19 protein-coding genes are annotated in these 19162 nt (G+C 60.7%); 9 read left to right on the top strand and 10 right to left on the bottom strand.

Annotation, left to right across the window (positions count from 1 at the left end; all coding sequences use genetic code 11):
- Positions 1–51: 51 nt before the first annotated feature.
- Positions 52–1170, bottom strand: coding sequence for a PheS-related mystery ligase SrmL (gene srmL, locus BLS52_RS15210; protein ID WP_090587836.1), 1119 nt, complete (start codon positions 1168–1170; stop codon positions 52–54).
- Positions 1171–1662: 492 nt separating this feature from the next.
- Between srmL and BLS52_RS15205 the strand changes: the two genes are divergently transcribed.
- Genes BLS52_RS15205 through BLS52_RS15195 form a run of 3 tightly spaced genes read left to right on the top strand, consistent with a single transcriptional unit; the run spans position 1663 to position 3308 of the window.
- Positions 1663–2034 (top strand): TIR domain-containing protein, encoded by a 372-nt coding sequence (locus BLS52_RS15205; protein ID WP_090587873.1) that lies wholly within the window; start codon positions 1663–1665, stop codon positions 2032–2034.
- 12 nt (positions 2035–2046) lie between these two features.
- Positions 2047–3027, top strand: coding sequence for a caspase family protein (locus BLS52_RS15200; protein WP_090587834.1), 981 nt, complete (start codon positions 2047–2049; stop codon positions 3025–3027).
- Between the two features lie 26 nt (positions 3028–3053).
- Positions 3054–3308 carry a hypothetical protein gene (locus BLS52_RS15195; protein WP_245702891.1) on the top strand — a complete coding sequence of 85 codons (255 nt, stop codon included), beginning with the start codon at positions 3054–3056 and terminating at the stop codon, positions 3306–3308.
- A gap of 811 nt (positions 3309–4119) precedes the next feature.
- Here BLS52_RS15195 and BLS52_RS15185 read toward each other — a convergent pair.
- From BLS52_RS15185 to mobC, 3 genes are read right to left on the bottom strand one after another with little or no spacing between them, the layout of a single operon-like run.
- Positions 4120–4896, bottom strand: a complete 777-nt coding sequence (locus BLS52_RS15185) for a hypothetical protein (protein ID WP_175460192.1) — start codon at positions 4894–4896, stop codon at positions 4120–4122.
- 20 nt (positions 4897–4916) lie between these two features.
- Positions 4917–6479 carry a relaxase/mobilization nuclease domain-containing protein gene (locus BLS52_RS15180; protein ID WP_090587829.1) on the bottom strand — a complete coding sequence of 521 codons (1563 nt, stop codon included), beginning with the start codon at positions 6477–6479 and terminating at the stop codon, positions 4917–4919.
- Entirely contained in the window at positions 6480–6872 is a 393-nt protein-coding gene (mobC, locus tag BLS52_RS15175; RefSeq protein WP_245702890.1) for a plasmid mobilization relaxosome protein MobC, read from the bottom strand.
- A 436-nt stretch (positions 6873–7308) separates the two neighbouring features.
- Here mobC and BLS52_RS15170 point away from each other — a divergent pair, with 436 nt between their 5' ends.
- The gene (locus BLS52_RS15170; RefSeq protein ID WP_090587826.1) at positions 7309–7530 is read left to right on the top strand and encodes a hypothetical protein; all 222 of its coding nucleotides are present in this window, start codon (positions 7309–7311) and stop codon (positions 7528–7530) included.
- Between the two features lie 44 nt (positions 7531–7574).
- Positions 7575–7883: a hypothetical protein gene (locus BLS52_RS15165; RefSeq protein ID WP_090587825.1), complete on the top strand. Its 309-nt coding sequence runs from the start codon at positions 7575–7577 to the stop codon at positions 7881–7883.
- A gap of 87 nt (positions 7884–7970) precedes the next feature.
- On the opposite strand, the gene BLS52_RS15160 is transcribed toward BLS52_RS15165, so the two are convergent.
- From BLS52_RS15160 to BLS52_RS15150, 3 genes are all read right to left on the bottom strand, one after another.
- Entirely contained in the window at positions 7971–12902 is a 4932-nt protein-coding gene (locus tag BLS52_RS15160) for a helicase-related protein (RefSeq protein ID WP_139186284.1), read from the bottom strand.
- 164 nt (positions 12903–13066) lie between these two features.
- On the bottom strand, positions 13067–13471 hold the full coding sequence (locus BLS52_RS15155) for a TnpV protein (protein WP_090587871.1): 405 nt from the start codon (positions 13469–13471) through the stop codon (positions 13067–13069).
- Between the two features lie 190 nt (positions 13472–13661).
- Entirely contained in the window at positions 13662–14414 is a 753-nt protein-coding gene (locus BLS52_RS15150) for a YfbU family protein (protein ID WP_090587823.1), read from the bottom strand.
- A 125-nt stretch (positions 14415–14539) separates the two neighbouring features.
- On the opposite strand from BLS52_RS15150, the gene BLS52_RS19055 reads away from it, so the two are divergent.
- Positions 14540–15259 carry an 8-oxoguanine DNA glycosylase OGG fold protein gene (locus BLS52_RS19055; protein ID WP_342707463.1) on the top strand — a complete coding sequence of 240 codons (720 nt, stop codon included), beginning with the start codon at positions 14540–14542 and terminating at the stop codon, positions 15257–15259.
- Between the two features lie 13 nt (positions 15260–15272).
- Here BLS52_RS19055 and BLS52_RS15140 read toward each other — a convergent pair whose 3' ends face one another.
- Together BLS52_RS15140 and BLS52_RS15135 are read right to left on the bottom strand one after the other, a co-directional pair.
- Positions 15273–15890, bottom strand: a complete 618-nt coding sequence (locus BLS52_RS15140; protein WP_090587820.1) for a hypothetical protein — start codon at positions 15888–15890, stop codon at positions 15273–15275.
- 96 nt (positions 15891–15986) lie between these two features.
- Positions 15987–16499 carry a hypothetical protein gene (locus BLS52_RS15135; RefSeq protein WP_090587818.1) on the bottom strand — a complete coding sequence of 171 codons (513 nt, stop codon included), beginning with the start codon at positions 16497–16499 and terminating at the stop codon, positions 15987–15989.
- Between the two features lie 201 nt (positions 16500–16700).
- Between BLS52_RS15135 and BLS52_RS15130 the strand changes: the two genes are divergently transcribed.
- The 3 genes from BLS52_RS15130 to BLS52_RS15120 all read left to right on the top strand — a co-directional run bounded on the left by BLS52_RS15130 (position 16701) and on the right by BLS52_RS15120 (position 18556).
- A complete protein-coding gene (locus tag BLS52_RS15130) occupies positions 16701–17321 on the top strand; it encodes a recombinase family protein (protein ID WP_090587817.1) in 621 nt (206 codons plus the stop codon).
- A complete protein-coding gene (locus tag BLS52_RS15125) occupies positions 17314–17865 on the top strand; it encodes a hypothetical protein (protein WP_139186283.1) in 552 nt (183 codons plus the stop codon). The genes BLS52_RS15130 and BLS52_RS15125 overlap by 8 nt, the downstream gene beginning before the upstream one ends.
- A gap of 199 nt (positions 17866–18064) precedes the next feature.
- Positions 18065–18556 (top strand): hypothetical protein, encoded by a 492-nt coding sequence (locus BLS52_RS15120; RefSeq protein WP_090587813.1) that lies wholly within the window; start codon positions 18065–18067, stop codon positions 18554–18556.
- Positions 18557–18721: 165 nt separating this feature from the next.
- On the opposite strand, the gene BLS52_RS15115 is transcribed toward BLS52_RS15120, so the two are convergent.
- A partial coding sequence (locus BLS52_RS15115; protein ID WP_217636771.1) for a hypothetical protein occupies positions 18722–19162 on the bottom strand: 441 nt, incomplete at its 5' end.

Raw genomic sequence — 19162 nt, 5'->3', positions numbered from 1 at the left:
CCCAGCGCTGGTAATGCCGTGCGCTGGGAGGATCGGACGGGTCGATTGGTGTTATCCAGCGATGAGTTCCATGACGGTGCCTTGGTGTAGTGCCTTGTATATGTCGTCGCGGATCAGGTTGGCTTCAGCATCGGTAAGAGTCCGTTCTAGTGGCCGAAGGGTGATGCGGATGAGGGCATTGGCTTGATCCTCCATCATTTGCAATCTCCTTCGTGCTGGTTCTGGTAGATCCTCGTAGGCGGTCAGCGCAAGCAGTTCAACGGATTCAAGGTCGTCTCCTCGTTCTCCTAGAGCTGCTCTGACCTGGTCGCCAAGGATCTCGTCATCGATACTGTCTGGAACAAGGATGGAAATGTCCCTGCGGATAGGAGGCAGGAGAGATACCGGCTGCCACGGGGTCAGGTCGCGCATCTGGTTACTGATGCGCTCTTCTTGGGCGCGGAGGAGGCGGATATCCGGGATACCTTTGCGCAGCATGAGTGCCCTATCCAGGCCCATGCCCAGCGCCAGGCCCGACCATTCGGCGGGATCCAGGCCGGCGTTCTCGAAGAGGTGCGTTGCAATCATTCCGCACTCGGCGAGTTCCAGCCATTCCCCGTCGACCAGCACGTCAACCTGCAAACCATCTGATGTGTATGGGTGGACCGCCGGGACCGCCCGCCACTTGGCACCGGGTAGAACCGCCTCAACAAGCACCGTGATCATTTCCTGCATATCCGCGGGAGTCAGGATCGGGGAGGAACAGATCCGCCACAGATCGACTTGGTGCGGCGCACCAACATGAGTACGGTCGATCGCGTCCCGCCTGTATACGAGCCCGGGCAGCACCGCGAGCTCATCGACTTCAGTATCCGGAGACAGGCTGCGTAGGAGTGATGGGATCCCAGCCGATGTGTGGCTCCGGAGCATGACTGTGGGGCTCACATAGCGTGAATATCGTTGATCACGGGTCACGGCAGAAGGATCGAACCCGAGGCTGTCGTAGTTGTCGGTGACAGGTACGAGCGGGCTGTGCCTGACCGTTCTAGCCGGGATGCCCCATACCTGGGAGAGCGCCTCGGTCACGTGGCCGAGCAGGTCCTGCATCGCATGCTGGCCGTGTTCAGGATTGGAAAGGTCTCTAAGTGAGAGAGCGTCGTGAATTTCTGCAGCGGAAAGATAAGTGATCACTGGTGGGTCCTTCGGTTGTTGATCGGTGAGGAAACCCCCGACCCGATCCACCGCTAGGACCTAGGCGCGCGCCTCTGAGCCCTCGCGACCGGTATCCGGCCGAGGGCTGATAAATCGCACGACTGAGCGCATGAAGCCATACTAGCCAGCTTCTACCCGAATCTGTAAGGGTAGGGGCTCCGCGGCGCTAGGAGCGCGCGCGGCGCTTCGATCAACGTGAGGACAACCAAAGATGATCGGCCTCCGGCCCTGATTGAAGTAGAAGATTGTCGCTCTTGAAGCTGGCGCAGCGCGTGGACGCGCATGTCGTCCCAACATTCCGCCTCCTGCCATTCGAACTCGCCGATTTCCTTGCGCCAGTTGTCCGCTTGGAGGTCGAAACCAGATGACCTGCTCGTCCTCAACGAAAATGTGGGTGGCCGCCGATAGTCTCGCTGGGGAGTCCTGATGCGACCATCGATGGTTGCAGCTCACAATATGGGGAGGCCGAAATTGGCTGAGAAGAAGACTATTTTCGTGGCGTTTGCTATTGAGGACCAGCGCCAGCGAGATCTATTGAAGGGGCAGTCTCTGCATCCTAGGGCCCCGTACGAATTCATCGATATGTCGGTGAAGGAGCCGTACGATACCGGTTGGAAGGACAAAGTTCGTACGCGTATCCGTCGTTCTCACGGAGTGATCGCGTTGGTGAGCAAGAACTCGCTGACCTCATCCGGGCAGAAGTGGGAAATTCAGTGCGCCAAGGACGAGGGCAAGCCGCTCTTGGGCGTTTGGGCCTACTCGGCAGATCGCACGGTGTTGGCTGGGGTGCGTACGGTTACCTGGACCGACGCAAACATCGCCAGCTTCATTGACTCCCTCTAAGGGTGCGGCAGCATGCGTAAGGCGCTAATTGTCGGAATCGACTACTACGACCACATCGGATCGCTCTATGGCGCGGTGAACGACGCGCACTCCGTTAAGAACGTGCTCGAGCGGCATGCAGACGGCACGCTCAACTTCCAGCAGCCGAAACTTATGACGAGCACCGGCCCGGGGGCCACAGTGACCCGCACCGAGCTGCGGGAAGCTGTTGAAGAGCTCTTCAGGGACGATGCCGAAATCTCCCTGTTCTACTTCTCAGGGCACGGTTATATTGACGGGGCCGGCGGATATCTCTGCGCTAGTGACTGTGCTGACGGGCACGATGGACTCTCGCTGTTTGACGTGATGACCTTCGCGAACAGCTCGCCAGCAAAGAACAAGGTAATCATCCTCGATAGTTGTCACAGCGGCATTGCAGGCGGCAATGCCGCTGTGGCTCAGATCGCCGAGATAAAGGAGGGTGTGACAATCCTGACGGCGTCGACGGCCGAGCAGTACGCCATAGAAACTGGCGGCTCTGGCGTGTTCACGAGCCTGCTAGTGGATGCGCTGAGTGGAGCCGCAGCCAACCTTGTAGGCGACGTAACACCTGGTAGCGTCTACGCGCACATAGACCAATCTCTTGGGAATTGGGCGCAGCGACCAGTGTTCAAGACGAATGTGAAGAAGTTTGTATCGCTCCGGGAGACCAAGGCGCCAGTTGAGCTGGTCCAGCTGCAGAAGCTCACGGTTCTGTTCGACGAGCCGACCATGCAGCTTCAGCTCGACCCCAGCTACGAGCCGGAGCGAACCAACGATAATGACCTTTCCGTTCCGCCGCCGGATCCAGCTAAAAATGCCGACTTCGCTGTGCTCCAAGCACTGGTCAAAGTGAACCTCGTCCGGCCCGTTGACGCGCCCCATATGTGGCACGCTGCCATGGAGTCGAAGGCATGCGAACTGACGGTGCTCGGCCAACACTATTGGAAACTCGTAAAGGAAGGCCTGATTTGATGCCGGTGCCGGACAGAATTCGTGCGGTGCTGGAGAGTGCACACACAGTAGAACAACTGGCTGCCGTCGAGCACGAAAGGTGGGCACACTGGCAGCAGTACGTCCACGACCAGTGTGAGCGCCAGGAGGACGGATCCCTCGTGATTCCCGCTGATCTGGCCGCGCGATGGCAGGTTCAGATCGAGACAAAGTACGCCGAACTATCCGAGCGAGAGAAGGAAAGCGACCGCGAGCAGGTGCGCAGGTATTTACCTGTCGTTCTGAACGCGCTCATGATCTAGGGGTGCCCGCCTCAGACCGCGTGTCTGGTCTTCGCCAAAATGAGGGGAGGTGCTGCCGTGTTGTCTGCGGGAGCACCTCCGCAGACAACGTGATTGCTCAGCACGATTGCGTCCTGGCAGCCCCGAGCAGCCATGCGGGAACTTGGCACCGGCGCATGAACGGCCCAATCTTCCTCAACCGGGTTTGAGACCCACCGCTTCGGCCATCTCATCGCCATGCTCGCTAGCCGAAGGCTCACCGCGACGTTTCTTGCATACTCCTCAAAATCGATTCGAGTTCGTTCAATTCGTAGACGCAGAACCGGTAATCGAATTGCGACGATGGGACGCTTCTGCGGAGAGACTGAAGGGTATCCAGGATGGTGGCTCTCTGGTTGGGCGTCGTTGGTGCTCCATGAGCGCCGGAACAAAAGTCTGCGAACTCGACCACAGAAAATGCATAGTCGGTGTCCCCGTCAGTCAGAGACAACTCGCTCACAAGCCGAGGATTCATGAATTTCGGATGAATGACGGACGATACGAGCGCGTTCAGATGGAAGTAGAAGAGCATGACGGCATCCGATTCGCGGTCCCGCCGCCTGCTGAAGAATCCCATGTGACATTCCAACACGAGAGCCTCGGCTCGGTCCGTCTTCCCCGTAAGCCGAACCTTCAGCGCAACAACTTTCGAAGCGTGCTCATATGGACAGTAATGCGTCATTCCGAGGGGATGCTATGAACGCAAGAACCGCACGCAATCCTGCACTTTGAACCTGCCCCTGCGCGCATCCCTACTTCTCTGCACTGCGAGCTCAATGGACCAGTACTGCGGTCAGCGGGAGCGTTCGGAATGTACTTTCTGTTGCCGCCCGGTCCCTGCGCCTCGTTTAGCCGCCTTCTTGACCCTGCTAGGTTCCGCTGCGACTGCCGCTGAGGGCGGTGTGGCCTGGTCCCGGTCAGCCAGGATCCTCGCGCGGATGGTCTCACCGTCCGCTACACCGTCTAGTGATGCGGCGAAGGACTGCCGGCGCTCCTCGCTGTCGTACAGCGGTTCCGCGTCGCTGGCCGCCCGGTTCTCCGTCTCGACTTTCGATGCTCGGTCTCGATCTTCCCGACCAGCTGCCTCGAGTATTGTTGCGGCTTCGGCCCCGTCTCGCTCTCCTGCACTGCGTTGCCGGTCGGCCTCTGCCCGGTCTCGTTCCGCCTGTGCCAGTGCTTCACTGACTGCTCGATCGTCAGCACCAGGATTATCGACGTCCACGCCGTAGCGGTCCTGCACTTCACGTCGGATGCGCTCGGCTGCTTCCTGGGCGGTGGGATCGAATTGCTTCCAGGCAGTGGCCGTCTCGTGGACACGCTCAATATCCTGCGGACGCGCCTGGTCCCACCAGCGGTTGTCGGTCGTCGGTGCGAGCTGGGCTCGTGCCGCTTCGCGCTGGGCATCATACCGAGCCTGAAGTTCTCGGGCACGCTGCTCGTCGGATGCTTGCTGTTCTCGCAGCGACTGCTCACGCATGCGAGCGAGCTGTTCTCCCAGCCTGGCTGCGACGGCTATGCCGGTGCGCGAAAGTCCTTCAACGGCTTCGTCCACTCCGTCTGTTTCACTCATAACCTCATCCCTTCATCTGGTTAGCGTTCGGTGCCGCGGTCGGTCGTCTGTTGTGTCGTGGTCGGTTTCCGGGCCGGCTCGATTTTGGGAGGAAGAACTGACCCGCCAGTGCGTGGCGCGCCGTGGTCACGTCCGGCCAGAGCCAGTGCTGCGGCAGTTTCCTCGTCCACAGCCGGGCTCTGTACGTTCGTCGTGGGCTTCTGGTTGAGGAGACCTGCCACGGTCGCCAGACGCTCTCTCACGACGGTGTTGATCTGCTGTGCCGCACGGACGTCCCCGGCCGCCTTATGCATGTCGTGGATTGACTTCGCGAGGTTCGCCAGCTGCACCAGCATCAATGCCTGCGCCGCGCCTTGGTTTTTGCTTGTTGCCGTTAGCAGGATCTTCGCCGCGCCCATGGCTGACGGGCCCATAGCGCGCTGTGGCTGGACCGGGTACCGGCGCAGCTGGGCTGTCTTTGAGAGACGATCCGCCGTCGCCGCCAGCGGCCCCGGGGCGGCTTCGACACTGTTCGACCACGCCGCGAACGCACCTGATGTCTCGCGGGCAACGTGAGCCCAGGTCGCATGGTCATCGATGGGCACTGAGGCCAGTGACTTGTTCAGTTCGGAGAGCTCATCACTGTACCGCTGCCACATCTGTGGGTCAGGATCGCTTAACTCACGGCCCGCATTGACCACACGCCGGCCACGGTGAGCCGCTGCCCATTCCTGGACCGCTTCGGTAGCTGCTTGTGGGCTGTCTTCCCAGCGACTGCGCAGCTTCGGCAACGTCAGATCGCTGGCTAGGCGGGTGCCGCTGTACCAGACCGGGCGTTGTCCGTTCACCGGTCTCTCTGCAACCCGGTAACCGGTGATGACATCATCGCGGCCGGCAGCGAACCGCGGCCGAATCAGGGCACCGGTCCGGCGCATTCTGCGGACGAACTCGGCTTCGTCCTTTGACGCTGTCGCGCAGCTGCGGACCTTCCTCGCCAACGAGTGGCGTTCCGGTTCTGGGAACCCCCGGCGGGCCGATGCTTCCCGCTCGCCTGGTTTGATTCCCTTGGAGGCGTACACGTTGGAGAGCTCTTCCAACCCGTACTTCTTCTCCAAGCCCCGGCAGGCCTGTTGGGACTTTCGGAAGTCGTTATGGGGGCTCCACTTCGTGCCGTCCTCACGCACCATGGACGCAGCTATATGGATGTGATCATTGCCTGCTTTGCTGTGGCCATGGCGCACAGCGACCCACGACGCTGGAGCCTTCCCGCTCGCCTCGGTGAATCCCATTTCGTCCATGAAGTCGTGGGCGATCTCCGCCCACCGCTCGTCGGACAGATCGCCTTCTTCAGCTCTGAGGCTGAGCGAGCAGTGCCAGACGTGGCCACCGGGAACTTCGACGCCGAGAACGCGTTTCGCCTGATCCAGCTCCCGGCCGATCGCAACGGCCGCATCGCGGTTCAGTTCGGTGTCGTCATGCCACGCCATGATCGGTGCCGACCCTGCAACGAGGTGCGGCTCCGTATGTTCATTCGCCCGTCCTGGTCCAGCCAGGTAGACCATCAGGCCGGTCATGCGTTCGCCGCGTGAAACGTTGGGAATCATCTATCGGCCCAACTCGTCGACGACCTCGTACATTCGGTCGGCAAGTCGTCGTACAGCGGCGACAGCTACTGCGGCGTCCTGGGGAAACTCATCCCCTGCGTTGGCGTGCCGGGCGATCTGGTTCACGTTGTTAGAGACTGACGCAAGCAACCGGCGCGCCTGCATCAGATCAACCGCCAACGCACGTCGTTCCGCCAACGAATCTGAATTCTCCGCGTACAACGCAGCACTCACCAGAATCTCCGAGGCGGTACGGTTCGTCTGCTCCTCCAAGACGAGGAGTCGCGCCCGCTCCATCTCGGACATCGAAACGCGCACATACTGTGTCTGACCGGGAATGTTCGCGCGCCGACGACGCCCAAAACGACGGGAAGGACCCTTCTCATCCGTCACGTCTCCCTCGCCTTTCCCCATGCCCAGCGCAGCGCCCCCGAAACGTCGGGGCTTCACACTAGTGTGACCGATCCGAGACGCCCTGTCGAGGATTCTCCTACATTTATGGCACATAAATGTATAGCTTGCTCCGCCGGAGGCAACGTCCTTAGTTCCTGCGCTCTGGTGCGGGGTCGAGATTCGAGCCCCTGGAGAGACGCTTCGCGTCCGGTGTTTGATGGACGGCTGCGCCGTTCCGTTTCGGCTGTTGACGGTACTGTCCGCCCTTCTCTTGACAAGTCTCCGCCGGCGGCTTTCGCGGCATATCCTCACTCGCTTCGCTCCCTCCGGTATTCCACGATCCCCCGACTCCAACATGCCAATTCACTTCGCGGCCAAGTGATGACGGCGTTGCCGAAAGGAACGGTGGCAGGGACAAAGAAAGGGACGTGCCTCAATGATTCTCGTGACAGCGCTCTACGTGGAGCGGAAGTATGGCGTACCAGTGGCCGAACTGGCGCGATGGAGGCGGCTCGGGATCGGTCCCATTTACTACCGCCCCTCGACCCGACTGATCCGCTACGACATCGGCGATGTCGACGACTGGTTCCACGATCCGAGGAACGCGCATCTGCACGATTTCCCTGTCCATCTGGGTAGTGCAATGTGTGCCAGCTAGGAGCAGCTATGCCGTTCGAGGGTGGCTCCTACTACTGTTGAAACATGGCAACCATTGATCTTGAAGCGACCAAGTCCCAGGCACGTGAAATTCTCAACTCGCGCATCGACGTAGTGTCCGAACTCGTGATTGCCCGACAACGAGTAAACGAGCTACGTGAACAGTTGGCCGAGGCCGAACGTGAAGACAAGAAGGCTTACGTGCGCGCCACCAAGGAAGGCTGGAGTGAGGACGAACTAAAAAAGCTCGGACTCGACAACAGTGCCCCAGCAAAGCGCCGTAGTCGACGCTCCAGTCAGTCCGCACCTACGTCGTCGGAGAATTCGCAGGCGTCGTCAAACGAGTCCAACTAGCGGGTTCACACCCGCCGGCGTCACCCCGCTGCTGGATGCCAACGGTTCGCCCTCATCCGAAGTCGCGACCTGAGGGCGAACGGCCGGTCAGTGCTCCTTGTCCGTGTCACAGCTTTTGCGCTCCTGCGGAATGTGCCTGCGCGGCGGCTGAGGTGACCCCGGTTGAGGACCTGAAGAAGGAGTGCGACGTCCTGCCGCTTTGGGAAACTCCGTTCGCATTCTCCTGCGAATGGCTTGCAGCTCGGGATCGATCGTCGGCTGGGGATTCTCCTCACCGTTCATTGTCCTAGTGATGCGTTCGACTTCCCACTTCGCCACCTCCAAAGCTTCACCGTGCTTGAACGGTTGGCGCAGGGCAGAGGCGGCTTCCCGGTACTCCTGGCGGGCTTCCTCGATGCGCTGCTCCTGCTTCTTAACCTCGTCGGGGAGGCGCTTCACCTGGTTCTCCACACGCTGAATCACCCCGACCGTCGGAGCCAGTGAATCGATGCGCGAAAGGTCTACCGCAACCCCGGGGGCACCATCAATCTGCAGCTCCACTCGGGACGCCCCCATATCGACCATGTTCACCTGGCCCTGCACGAACCTGATGTCGTGCCCGCCGATGGAACCGATGACGCCGAGGTCTCTGGACCCGCTGATGGGCGGTCGGACCGCTGCGTGGGTGCTCGCCCATTCACGCAGCGCTTCAGCGGCGTCGGTGCGCTTGTCATAGGCGCGCCCGTTGATGGTCATACGGAATGCAGCGTCACCGAAGTTGGGGATCGTGCGTGCAGCAGCGTCACGCAGTGCGGGTAGCTCGGCCACCAATGATTCGCCGCGCTTCTGTGCGCTGGCCTTGCGGTGTGTAAGGGCCGCCTGGTTCCGGTGCCACGCGGTCTCCAGACGGCTCAGACGAGACAGCTCCTGATCCGCTTTGGACTTCTCCAGGATTAGTGGGTTACCACTGGAAATCGCCTTGACCTCCGCGAAGGACAACGTGTTCTCGCCAACGTCTTCGATCTCCCGGACATCCAGTCGGCCACGCATGATCTGGTCAATGAATTTGCTCTTGCGTTCCAGCGTCTGCCACATGTAAGTGTCGAACGATCCCTTGGTGACGACCTGAGAGATCGCGACCTCCGGGTTCTGGTTGCCCTGCCGGATGATCCGGCCATGCCGCTGGGACACATCGGCTGGCCGCCACGGCGCATCCAGGTCTACCAGGTGCACGGCGCGGGCCTGAATGTTGGTACCTACACCCATCTTCTGGGTTGAACCGATCAGTACGGCGACGTCACCGGTACGGCAGGCCGCGAAGAGCCGGCCCTTCTCGGCGTCATTTTTCGCCTCATGCATGAACCGGATCTTCTGCCGCGGAACACCGCGTTGTACGAGGTCTTCGCGCAGCTGCTCGTACACGTTCCACGTATCCGATGGTGTGCCCAGGTCGCAGAACACGATCTGCAGGGCGCCCGGTGTCGGATGCGGGTCTCCCGTCTTCGGATCGTTGAAGGTGAGATCCTTCGTGTCCTCGTACACGCGGGCGATCAGGTCAGCGGTGGCACTGATCTTCGTTTCACTAACGAGGGACCCAAGCTCCGGGTCGACAAGTCGCATGTCCAGTGCGGCCTTCCGACCGTCGCTGGAAATCTTCAACATGTTGTCCTCGGTTGGGTCGACCAGGCGCTGTTGGATCCGCTCAGCCCGTTCACCGATGTCGGCGATGTACTCCTGCAGCTCCGCGGATGGTTCGACGGTGACCATGCGTGGCAGGCGCTGCCCGTCTTCGCGTTGCGCGAGGTCAGGCACTGGAAGTTGCAGGTCCTCGGCGGTTTTCACGTCCGCGAAGGTGTGGAACATCTTCAGCAGCTCGGGTACGTTCTGGAACTTCGCGAAGCGTTCCTTCATTTTGAAGGTGTCCCCGCCGGCGACGGTCATCTCCATTTCGGTGACTACCTGACCGAACGTCGCTGCCCAGGTGTCGAAGTCGTTGATGCCGGCCTTTTCCAGCAGGTCTGGGCGCAGGTAGCGCTGCATCACGTACATCTCGGTCACGCTGTTGGCGATCGGCGTGGCCGTCGCGCCGGTGATGACCCGGTCCCCATGGGTTTCCCTCAGGTACTCAACCTTGGCGTGGAGATCGGAGGCACGTTTGGATCCGTCAATGGCTGCATCGCGAATGTTGGACGCTGTAGCGAGGTTCTTGAAGTCGTGCAGCTCATCCACGATGAGGTAGTCGATGCCGGTCTGTTCGAACGTGATGCCAGGATCGGTTTCACGGTCCATCTTCGCTTTCCGCTTCTCAGCGGCGGCTTGCAAGCTCGCTTCTATGCGTTTAACGGTCAGGCTCGGCCGGCCCTGCTCCGCGGCACGTTCGCTGGCGGCGCGCAGCTCGGCCCGCATCCTCTCCTCCTGACGCGCCACATACCGGTCCTCTGCTTCGGGGGACAGTGACACTCGCTCGAAGGCGGTGCGGGTCATGATGATCGCATCCCAGTCGTTCGCGGCCGCACGAGCGACGAAGTGGCGGCGCTTATCCCCTGCCAGATCCGCCGACGACGCAGCGAGGATCTGCGCCTGCGGGTAAATCTGCAGCCACTCGCGGGCGAACTGATCGAGCATGTGATTCGGAACCACCACCGCGGGCTTGCGGGCCATACCGAGCCGGCGCAGCTCCATCGAACCCATCACCATTTCGGCGGTCTTGCCGGCACCAACCTCGTGGAAGAGACCCACGGACGGTTCGGAGATCATCCGTGCCACGGCGGCGCGTTGGTGCGGACGTGGAGTCCAGTCTTTGACCAGCCCGGGGAACGTGAGGCGCTCCCCTTCCACCGTGTAATCGCGCAGCACCAGGGAGTTGAACCGGCGGTTGTACTCATCCGTCAGGGCGACGGCGCGTTCCGGGTCCTCCCATACCCACTCGCTGAAGCGGTCCTGCATCAGCTCCGCTTTTTCCTGCGCCGCCGTTGTCTCGGTCGGGTTGATGATCCGCCGGGAGCTTTCGGGGTTGTCGGGGTCGGGGTCGGTGACCTGGACCCGCTTCTGCTCCAGCAGGTTCTTGAAGATTTCACCGGCCGACATGCGCCCGGTCCCCCAGTCGTTACGGGCCATGAAGCTGTGCCGGTTCGCCTGCACGTCCCAGTTGGCACCGCTGACCCTGTCCACGCGGGCCTGCTGGTCGCGGAGGATGCTCCGCAGGAACTCCTCATGGATCTCGGGGGAAATCCAGATCGACCCGATGCGGGCCTCGATTTCATGCGCGCCCAACGGCAGTGGCAGGACGGCCTGCAAATCAGCGATGTTCCGTTCAAACCGGGGGTCTTCGGCTGCCGCTTCCTGCGCCGCGTCGATCTTCTCGCGAATGTTCCCGCTCAGATACTCGGCGCGTGTTTCCAGCGCCCCGTCCCCGCCCGGCACTTCATACACAAGGTCTCCGAGCGCGTCCCTCGCGGCGTCTTCCTCGATGCCCAGCAAAAGTGCCACCTGGGACAGGTCGACTTCCCCCGTGGTGTCGAGGGTGACAGCCAGGGCTTCGGCAGGCGTGTCCACGCCGCGCACCGGCTGGCGGGGCTGCACCTGACGTTCGCGCTGCAGGGCTGCCGGAGATGCTGTCTGGCTGGCCTCGTCGAAGTTCTCCAGCGCAGGGACCAGCGGCCCGAACGGGTCATTGCGCAGCAGTGCCACCGCTTTCGGTGTCACCCGGGCCATGATGTCTTCGCCGGCGTCGTTGGTCCGCCCGGTCCGCCGCTCCGTGAACCGGTTGATGGGACCGTAGGTATCCGAATAGGTGCGGTAGGTATTGCGCAGCTGTTCGCGTGCGGCGTCCAGTTCGGCGGTGTCTTCGACGTTGCCCGCCTCGAGGGAGAGCACTGACCGGGCAAGGTCCCGCAAGCTAAGCAGTGAGCGCAGCTCTGCCTGCTGTGTCCTGGGAACACTGAGCGGAGCCAGCGCGCCGTCGAGGCCGACCTGGGCGAACGTCCCGTCTGCCTCCGCGGTGATGTGCCCGACCTGCAACTCGCTGCCGGCCGGCACGATCGCGGCTGATTCAATGACCTGGCCGGGCTGACGCTCGGCCACTCCCCTGCCAACGTCGACGGCGGCGCGGGCAATGTCCTGCAACTGTTGGTGCAACTGTTCTGGCACCGATCGCAGGTCCTCGTTGCGGACGGTGAGAGTCGCCGAGCCGTACATGCCATTACCCACGACCGGCTCACCCAGCACGCGTCCTGGATTGTCAATGAAGTAGGCGTTCATACGGGCCAGGTCCTGACCAGCACCATCTTCAACGGGGAGGGCGCGCGATTCCAGCCACTGCGGGTTGAGCGGCTCCTCACCTGGAAGACGCTTGCGGAAGATCAGCACGTCGGTGAGGGCATCGGTGCCGGCAGCGCGGCGGTGCGCCCCGGTGGGGAGCCGGACGGCTCCGAGCAGGTCCGCCGTTTCGTAGATTTCGCGGCGGGCAGCAGGATTCTGCGCATCGAGGGTGAACGCTGAGGAAATGACACCGACGACGCCTCCCGGACGTGTGAGGTCCAGTGACTTGATGATGAAGTGGTTGTGCATCGAGTGGTTACCCGCGTTATGGCGCGGGTCGTGCAGCCTGGTCTTGGCGAACGGCACATTACCCACGGCAGCGTCGAAGTAACCGGCCGGCAGGCGGGTATCAGCGAAAGACTCGGCCCGGATGTCCGCGTCCGGGTACAGGGCCTGGGAGATGCCGGCCGTGATCGGATCCAGCTCCACACCGGTCATGGCAGCATTCTCGGGCGCCAGGCCAATGAAGGTTCCAGCACCGGATCCCGGTTCCAGGACCCGTCCCCCGTCGAAGCCGAGAGTGTCCAGAGTCCGCCAAATTTCGGCAGCAAGGGCAGGGTCCGTGTAGTGGGCGTTGATGACGGTGCGGTTCGCCGCCCGGTACTCGTCCTCGGTCAGCAGCTCGCGTAACTCGGCGCGGTCGGCTTCGTACTCACTTCGGCTTTCATCGAATACCTCCGCAACACCGGATGCACCCCAGCTTCCCCACCGGGCCAACACCTTTCGCTCAGCGGCTTTCGCGATCCGGTCCTGTTCCAGCAGCTCACGCAGTACGCGCAGCGCAGCAACATTCGCTTGGAAGCGGGCCCTGGCGCCAGAGGGGGCTAGATCATCCTGCCGTGCAGGAATGAACCGGGAAACACGTTCCGGACGAGCAGTGTCATCTAGCTGTTGTCCACCTTCTTCTGGTACTCCGCTTCCTCGATCGCTGTCCCCTCCGCCAACTCTCGGCGCAGTTGTTCCACCGTCTGCAGGTACTCGTGGGTCGCTGACATCCCCGTTTCCTCGTCCGTCTCGTCGCCCTCGGTCTCCATCACGTCCGGGGTCAACATCTCGGCCCTGACGATCTCCTCGGCCTGCATCCTCGACGCGTTCAGCCGGCCCACCTTCTCCAGGTAGCTCTCGCCCTTCGGATCCGGGCCCGCCAGCTCGTACTGCAGCTCCCCCACCCTCTGCATCGCTTCCTCGCCCAGGCTCCGGAAGAACTCCTCCGGGTCCGGGATCAGTGCGTACTGCGACGGCGCGGTCATCTTCCACGTCTCCTGCGCGAACTTGCCGTACTTGTTCATCACGAACCTCCTCTGGTGGGGCGAAAAGAAATGCATCGAGACTTGCCTGACCATCAATCTGGTTGCGCTTGCGCGATCGCGCCATCGGACGTCCCCCTGGTGCCGGTGAAAACTCTTCTCCCACCGTACCCAGCATCCAGCGGCAGATCAGACACCTCTGCTCCCGTCGACAGTCTCAAGGGCCCGTCGCCTAGTCACGCGCACCAGGAGCGGCTTCTAGAACCTGCCGGAGCTCGTCAACGGAGAGGTGCCACCGTGAACCGCTCCTCACGGTCAGGCTCCATATCGGCTTGAAGACGCGGAGCATCGCCCGATAGGTCGGAACCATCTGTGTGTGGGAATTTCCTCCCCCATGGCCTTCGAAAACATTGGCCTGCTCCTCCCACCGATCATTCCGCACGAGGTACTTCGCGTAGGAAAGCAGACGATTCTCAAGAGAATGATTACCATCGAAGCCGCGGAAGCTTCCGTAGCGTTCATCTACACCAAGCTGAGTCCAACCGTCCTTGCCCAGCGCGCTCACGCTCGAGCCAATAACGCGGAACATATCGAAGATGTCCCACACCAGTTCACACTCCGATTGAGACATTGGCGGGTTTATACCTGCGAACTCTTCGGAGTATTCCCCGGTAAATCCGTGCTCAAGTAGCTCCACACCCCTAGCCTCCTCCGCGGCGTCGTAGTACTCAGCGCTGAGGTCTCCCTTCGCTGCCAGGATGGCTCGGTGCAGCTGCACGAGAAGCCGGCGTTGGAACGGTGAGAGATCGATGTCCCCCTCCCTGCTCCCCGGTCGTCCGCTTTCCAACTGATCTGTTTGTTCGAACCGTATGTGGTTCTCCAACGCGTCCCGGATGTAGTTGCTCATCGTGACGCCGCGTAGCTCTGCTTCCTCTGCGATGCGGTCACGAAGTTCGTCGTCAAGCCGAATGGTCACTGTTGCCACTTGGTCCTCTTTCCTATCTGGAACGCATGACTGTCATGCGTATACGACAGTATGACATTAACGTAGGACATACACTAGGAAAGGTAGCGACCACGTGAGTCGCGGGCCCTCACAGCAGGTACCGTTTGCAGTGTTCGTTCGAACTAATAGGTGAGGGGCCGAGCTTGAGCAAAACTGTTGAAGAAATCTGCCAAGATCTAGAGGCATTTTTCCCGGAAGGCCCTCCTGCCGACGAACGGATTCGGTCTCAAGGATTCGACTACCTCACTCGCCACTGGACCGATCGATGGCCAGTAGCTCTACCAATCCCCACGGCCCTCAAAGGTCCGGAGAGGCAGCATGTCAGCCGCTCGGACCTCTTCGCCCTGGCCAATGAGGTGTCATCCGCTGAGTCGATACTCAACCTGTACGTGGCAGTTTGCGCCTGGGGAACAGGAACCAAAGCACAAAGGGTTGCCAGAGTGACTAAGCCCCTCCATGAGGAGGGTGCACTCGACGCACTCCAGCGCTCACTCCATAAGGCTCGAACACTCGACCCAGTTAAGGCGTACCACCACCTCAACTCGCCCAGCGAGGACCGCATCAAGGGCTTCGGGCCGGCCTTCTTCACGAAATGGCTCTACTTCGCCGCATACGACGATCCCAACCGAGAAGGACTGCGCGCACCGCTCATTTTTGACGACCGAGTGTCCAACGCACTGGGATGGGCAAGTACGACCAATCGACGGCCATTCACCGCCTACGCGAGATACCTCGATGTAGCTGCCGAGGTCAACGCTCGCTGGTGCCCAACCAGCCCTCGCCATGTCGTTGAGTACGCATTGTTCAAGCTGGGTGCTAATTAGCCGAGTTCAGCCCTTAGGCAGACCGACGGTTTTTATATTCGCTCATCCGGATCACATCTGCGTCTGGCGAATCAACACCGCCCATTCCAGAACTTGGCTGGTCGAAGGCAGGATTTGCGTTGAGGGGTGAAGCTGTCGACCGGGTGACGGTGTCGGTCGCATCCTCGGGCTTGTCACCCCGGTGGCGCTGGCCCCCATTCTGAGTCTCCTCCGGCCGGAACAAGCGCTGCGCGAGTCGTTTGCCCTTAGGCAGCATCTTGGTCTCCATCAACTCCGTTGCCTTCGGCAGAACTGTGTCCCGTACAAAAGGCTTTACCCATTTCTTGATGGCCAACCTCAGCGCATCCTCCGCAAGTTTTTGGAGATCCTGGCGTCGACGCTCTGCATCCTCTTCTTCCCGTCTGCGTCGGGCGTCGTTTCTACGACGCTCCTGCGCGTCGAACTCGCTCTCGAAATCAGACCCATTGGCGACCTCCACAAGCTGCGGGTTGTCGTATTGGGCTATGAGGGTACCGTCAGCGTTACGAGCTCCACCAGAGCTATAAGAGTCCGGGGAGATGGGCTTTCCCTGTTTGTCGTACTTCGCAATGGTGACCAGCAAATGCTGGACCTCCGAATCATCAGGTTGCATCTCGCTCCTATCGCCTCGCGATGAGCCTATACCTGCGAACCTTTTTAGTGGAGCACTAATGGGCCCCAATGCGTCCTCTTCCGCACCGCTCAACCTCTAGTCCGCGTGAATACCATAGGCGCCACAGGGTTCCTTGGCATGCTCAGCCCATAACGTATCCCCACCGGTCCCGTCGTACTCCTTAATCGCTTCGACTAGGGCAGCACACAGCGCCGGTGAGTCCTCAAAACTACTTCCGAAGTACTCATTCCATGTGGTTTCAGTTTCCTCAAAAAGCCCCGCATCGATCTGGTATCGCACATGCTCAAAGTGATCCAGAAGGCGATACGAAATGGCACGGACTCGAGATGCTTCGTCCCCACTCGAGGGAGGAGGCGTACCCTCTTCAAAATAAGTCAGGTATTCCGGTCGCTCGACGAAAATTTCGTCGATTTCTTGCTGCTGGCTATAAACCGCCGCGGCAGCGCTGCTATCCAAGCCAGAGTTCAATGAGGAAAGTTGAGTGATGGCAGCACCCAACGTTACGGCGATGGTTACGGCAAGTAGGCCCATCTCCACGCTCCACCTGCAGAACGCCGCATGCTCCTTTATTTCCTGGTCTGACGCCATGACTAGAGTTTAGGGCTGGCGGGAAGCCTCTGGTGTGTTGAAACCCTAGGGTTGCAACACACTAGGACGAGACAGGCCCGCACCCCCGCCACTGCTACTCCCTCCATGTCTTGCTACCCTGTTTCATAACTAGGGATGTCATTTCGCGACTGAGAAGTAGGTTGCGAGACAATTTGGGACCAATCCACATAGAGGAGCCGCATGGGCAAGCTCATCGGGTACGCGCGGGTATCAACTCGCGTCCAGGACACCGACCGGCAGGTCGTCGACCTTCTTGCCGCCGGCGTCCGCCGCGATGATCTGTACATCGACCACGGCGTTAGCGGTGCTCATGCACGGCGACCCCAGTTCGACAAAGCCCTCGACGCGCTGCATGAAGGTGACACCCTGATCGTCACCACCCTCGATCGCCTCGGCCGCTCCACTTCCAACATGCTCGCCTTGGCCGATGAACTTCGAGCTCAGAAGGTGAACCTGCGCGTCCTGAACCTTGGCGGCGGAAACGTCGACACCGGCACACCCATGGGATCGATGGTCTTCACCGTCATGGCTGCCCTCGCGCAGATGGAACTCGAGATCAAACGCGAACGCGTCAACGACTCCAACACCAAACGCCGCACCGCCGGCCTGGACCTGGGAGGCCGACGCCCGATCTTCAGCGATAGCCAGATTGCCAATGCCCGCCGCCTCATCGAGCAAGGCCAACCCGCCTCCCACGTCGCCCGCGACCTCGGCATGTCCAGAGCTACCCTGTACCGCCGTATCGCCAACCTCGACGCACAACAATGGGTCGCAACCTATCCCGGATCCACGAATGATTGAAGACACCGGCGGAACACCTGGCAGCGATGAAGGCATGCAAACTCACGAAGTAGAGTTTTCTCGTCTGACTTTGGATCGCGGTGTCGCCGTGGGCCGACGGTGGAAGCGTGCCGCCCATCAGGTGGGAGGACTACAGTGGTCCATCAACGGTGAACCTTTGGCGCTCATCCTGCAGGAGGCTAGGTCGTCACTGCCGAAGGAAGGGCGCCGCCTCACAGCTGACCTCTATTACTCAGTACTGCAGCGAAGCAAAGATGACTATGGGGACGCCGGTCGCGACGCATTACGGTTTCTGCTTGGTGAGGATGAGTGGGAGGAATTTCCCGGCCGCACTCCGCTCCTTATCGGGGAGTGCCTGCATGTCGAATGCGCCGTGATCAGTGCCGTTATCGATCGTCAGGACGAAACTGTGACCTGGAGGCGATTCCAGGCCCACCAACCCGGTCCGGACGTGGAGGGATACCTGTTTCCTTCCACCCTCACCTATACCTTCGACCGCGAGCAGCACGACACTGTTCTACGCCGGGCCAAAACCCTGGTTTAGGTCAACGGCCAGGTCCAACGAGAGATTAAGGTCAGGCTTTCCTGGGGACGAGAGCTTGATGTGCCTGATACCCAGCCGCACAGCCGGAGCAGCGGCCCAAGCTGTGGAGCCGGCTAACCGGCACACGCCGGCGCCTGCTCTAGTCTTGTCGGGAACAGCATCGCCCCGATCCGTGGAACGTTCGAAGGAGCCCTGAGGGATGGACCTTGAAGACTTCGTGAAGAAGGCCAAGTTGTGGAACCGTGATCCTGGTCCTCAAATGGCCCTACTGAATCGAAAGCTGCGGGCGGAGAAGCCGGAAACCATTGTTGACCTCTACGAGCAGATGCAACGGTGCAGCTCAGATGTCTACGACCGTTGGTACCCGAGGCCGGAACCAAGAGCACGCTTCGAAGAACATCTACATGCCGCACGGGCGACGAACGCCAAGCGGATCGGACACGATCCTGCCGCATCTACAGGACCCGTAGCTCAGACTGAGACTTTTACCTATGAAATATGGCTTCGTAACTGGTCCCACTACCAAGTGATGACCGGAAACTATCCTCCGGCTGATGATCACTTCGAGGATCCAAGCCGACCCAGCATCTTCAACTACTTCGAAGGGTTCATCGGCAACGGATTCCCTCCAGCCTTCAAAGAAGCTTATGAAGGAATCTCAAGTACCCCCTGGCCTCACCCGACAGATTGAGAGGCGCTGCACAGGAGTGGCACGTACTGCGCGCGCTACCAGCAGCCCGGAAAGGAGCCCGTAGGTGGGCACCCATAGCCCCACAAGAAATCCCCTGCCCCAGTGAGGGAGATTCAAACCACATGCTGCGGTTGACACTGACTAAGCCCTGAGCGACGCGCACAACTATAGGTTGGGCACAACGTAGTGGTGCCGACCGAGGCGCCACTCAAGGCCGTCTACCTTGATCCTCAAAACTGCGTTCGTTCCCCGGCGAAACAGCCGTCGCCGCTTTTCGATCTCGCCTTCCCCTTGAAGGTAGGCACGCATGACGAGGCAGAGCCTTCGGAGCTCTGCCGCCTTCTCCTCCTCCACGTCGTCGTAGTCGAACATGTTTGCCTGGACGTTCAGCTCGGGAATGAAGATGTCCGACCACTCATAACTGGCCCGGATGACCGCGGTGCGACCCTCAACGAGATTGCTTCTCACTTCAACACCGTGCAGACCGGGATGGTCGCTATAGCCGAAGCCCGTCACCGCGAAGCTCTCGTCGAAAACTTCCGCGACGACTCGGTGGAGCATTGCCCTGATATCGATGGTCATACGAAACAGTCTCTCGGTGAGGAG

The sequence above is a fragment of the Arthrobacter subterraneus genome (assembly GCF_900099735.1).
Classification (GTDB): Bacteria; Actinomycetota; Actinomycetes; order Actinomycetales; family Micrococcaceae; genus Arthrobacter_D; species Arthrobacter_D subterraneus.
This window is presented reverse-complemented; position numbering and strand designations above follow the sequence as displayed.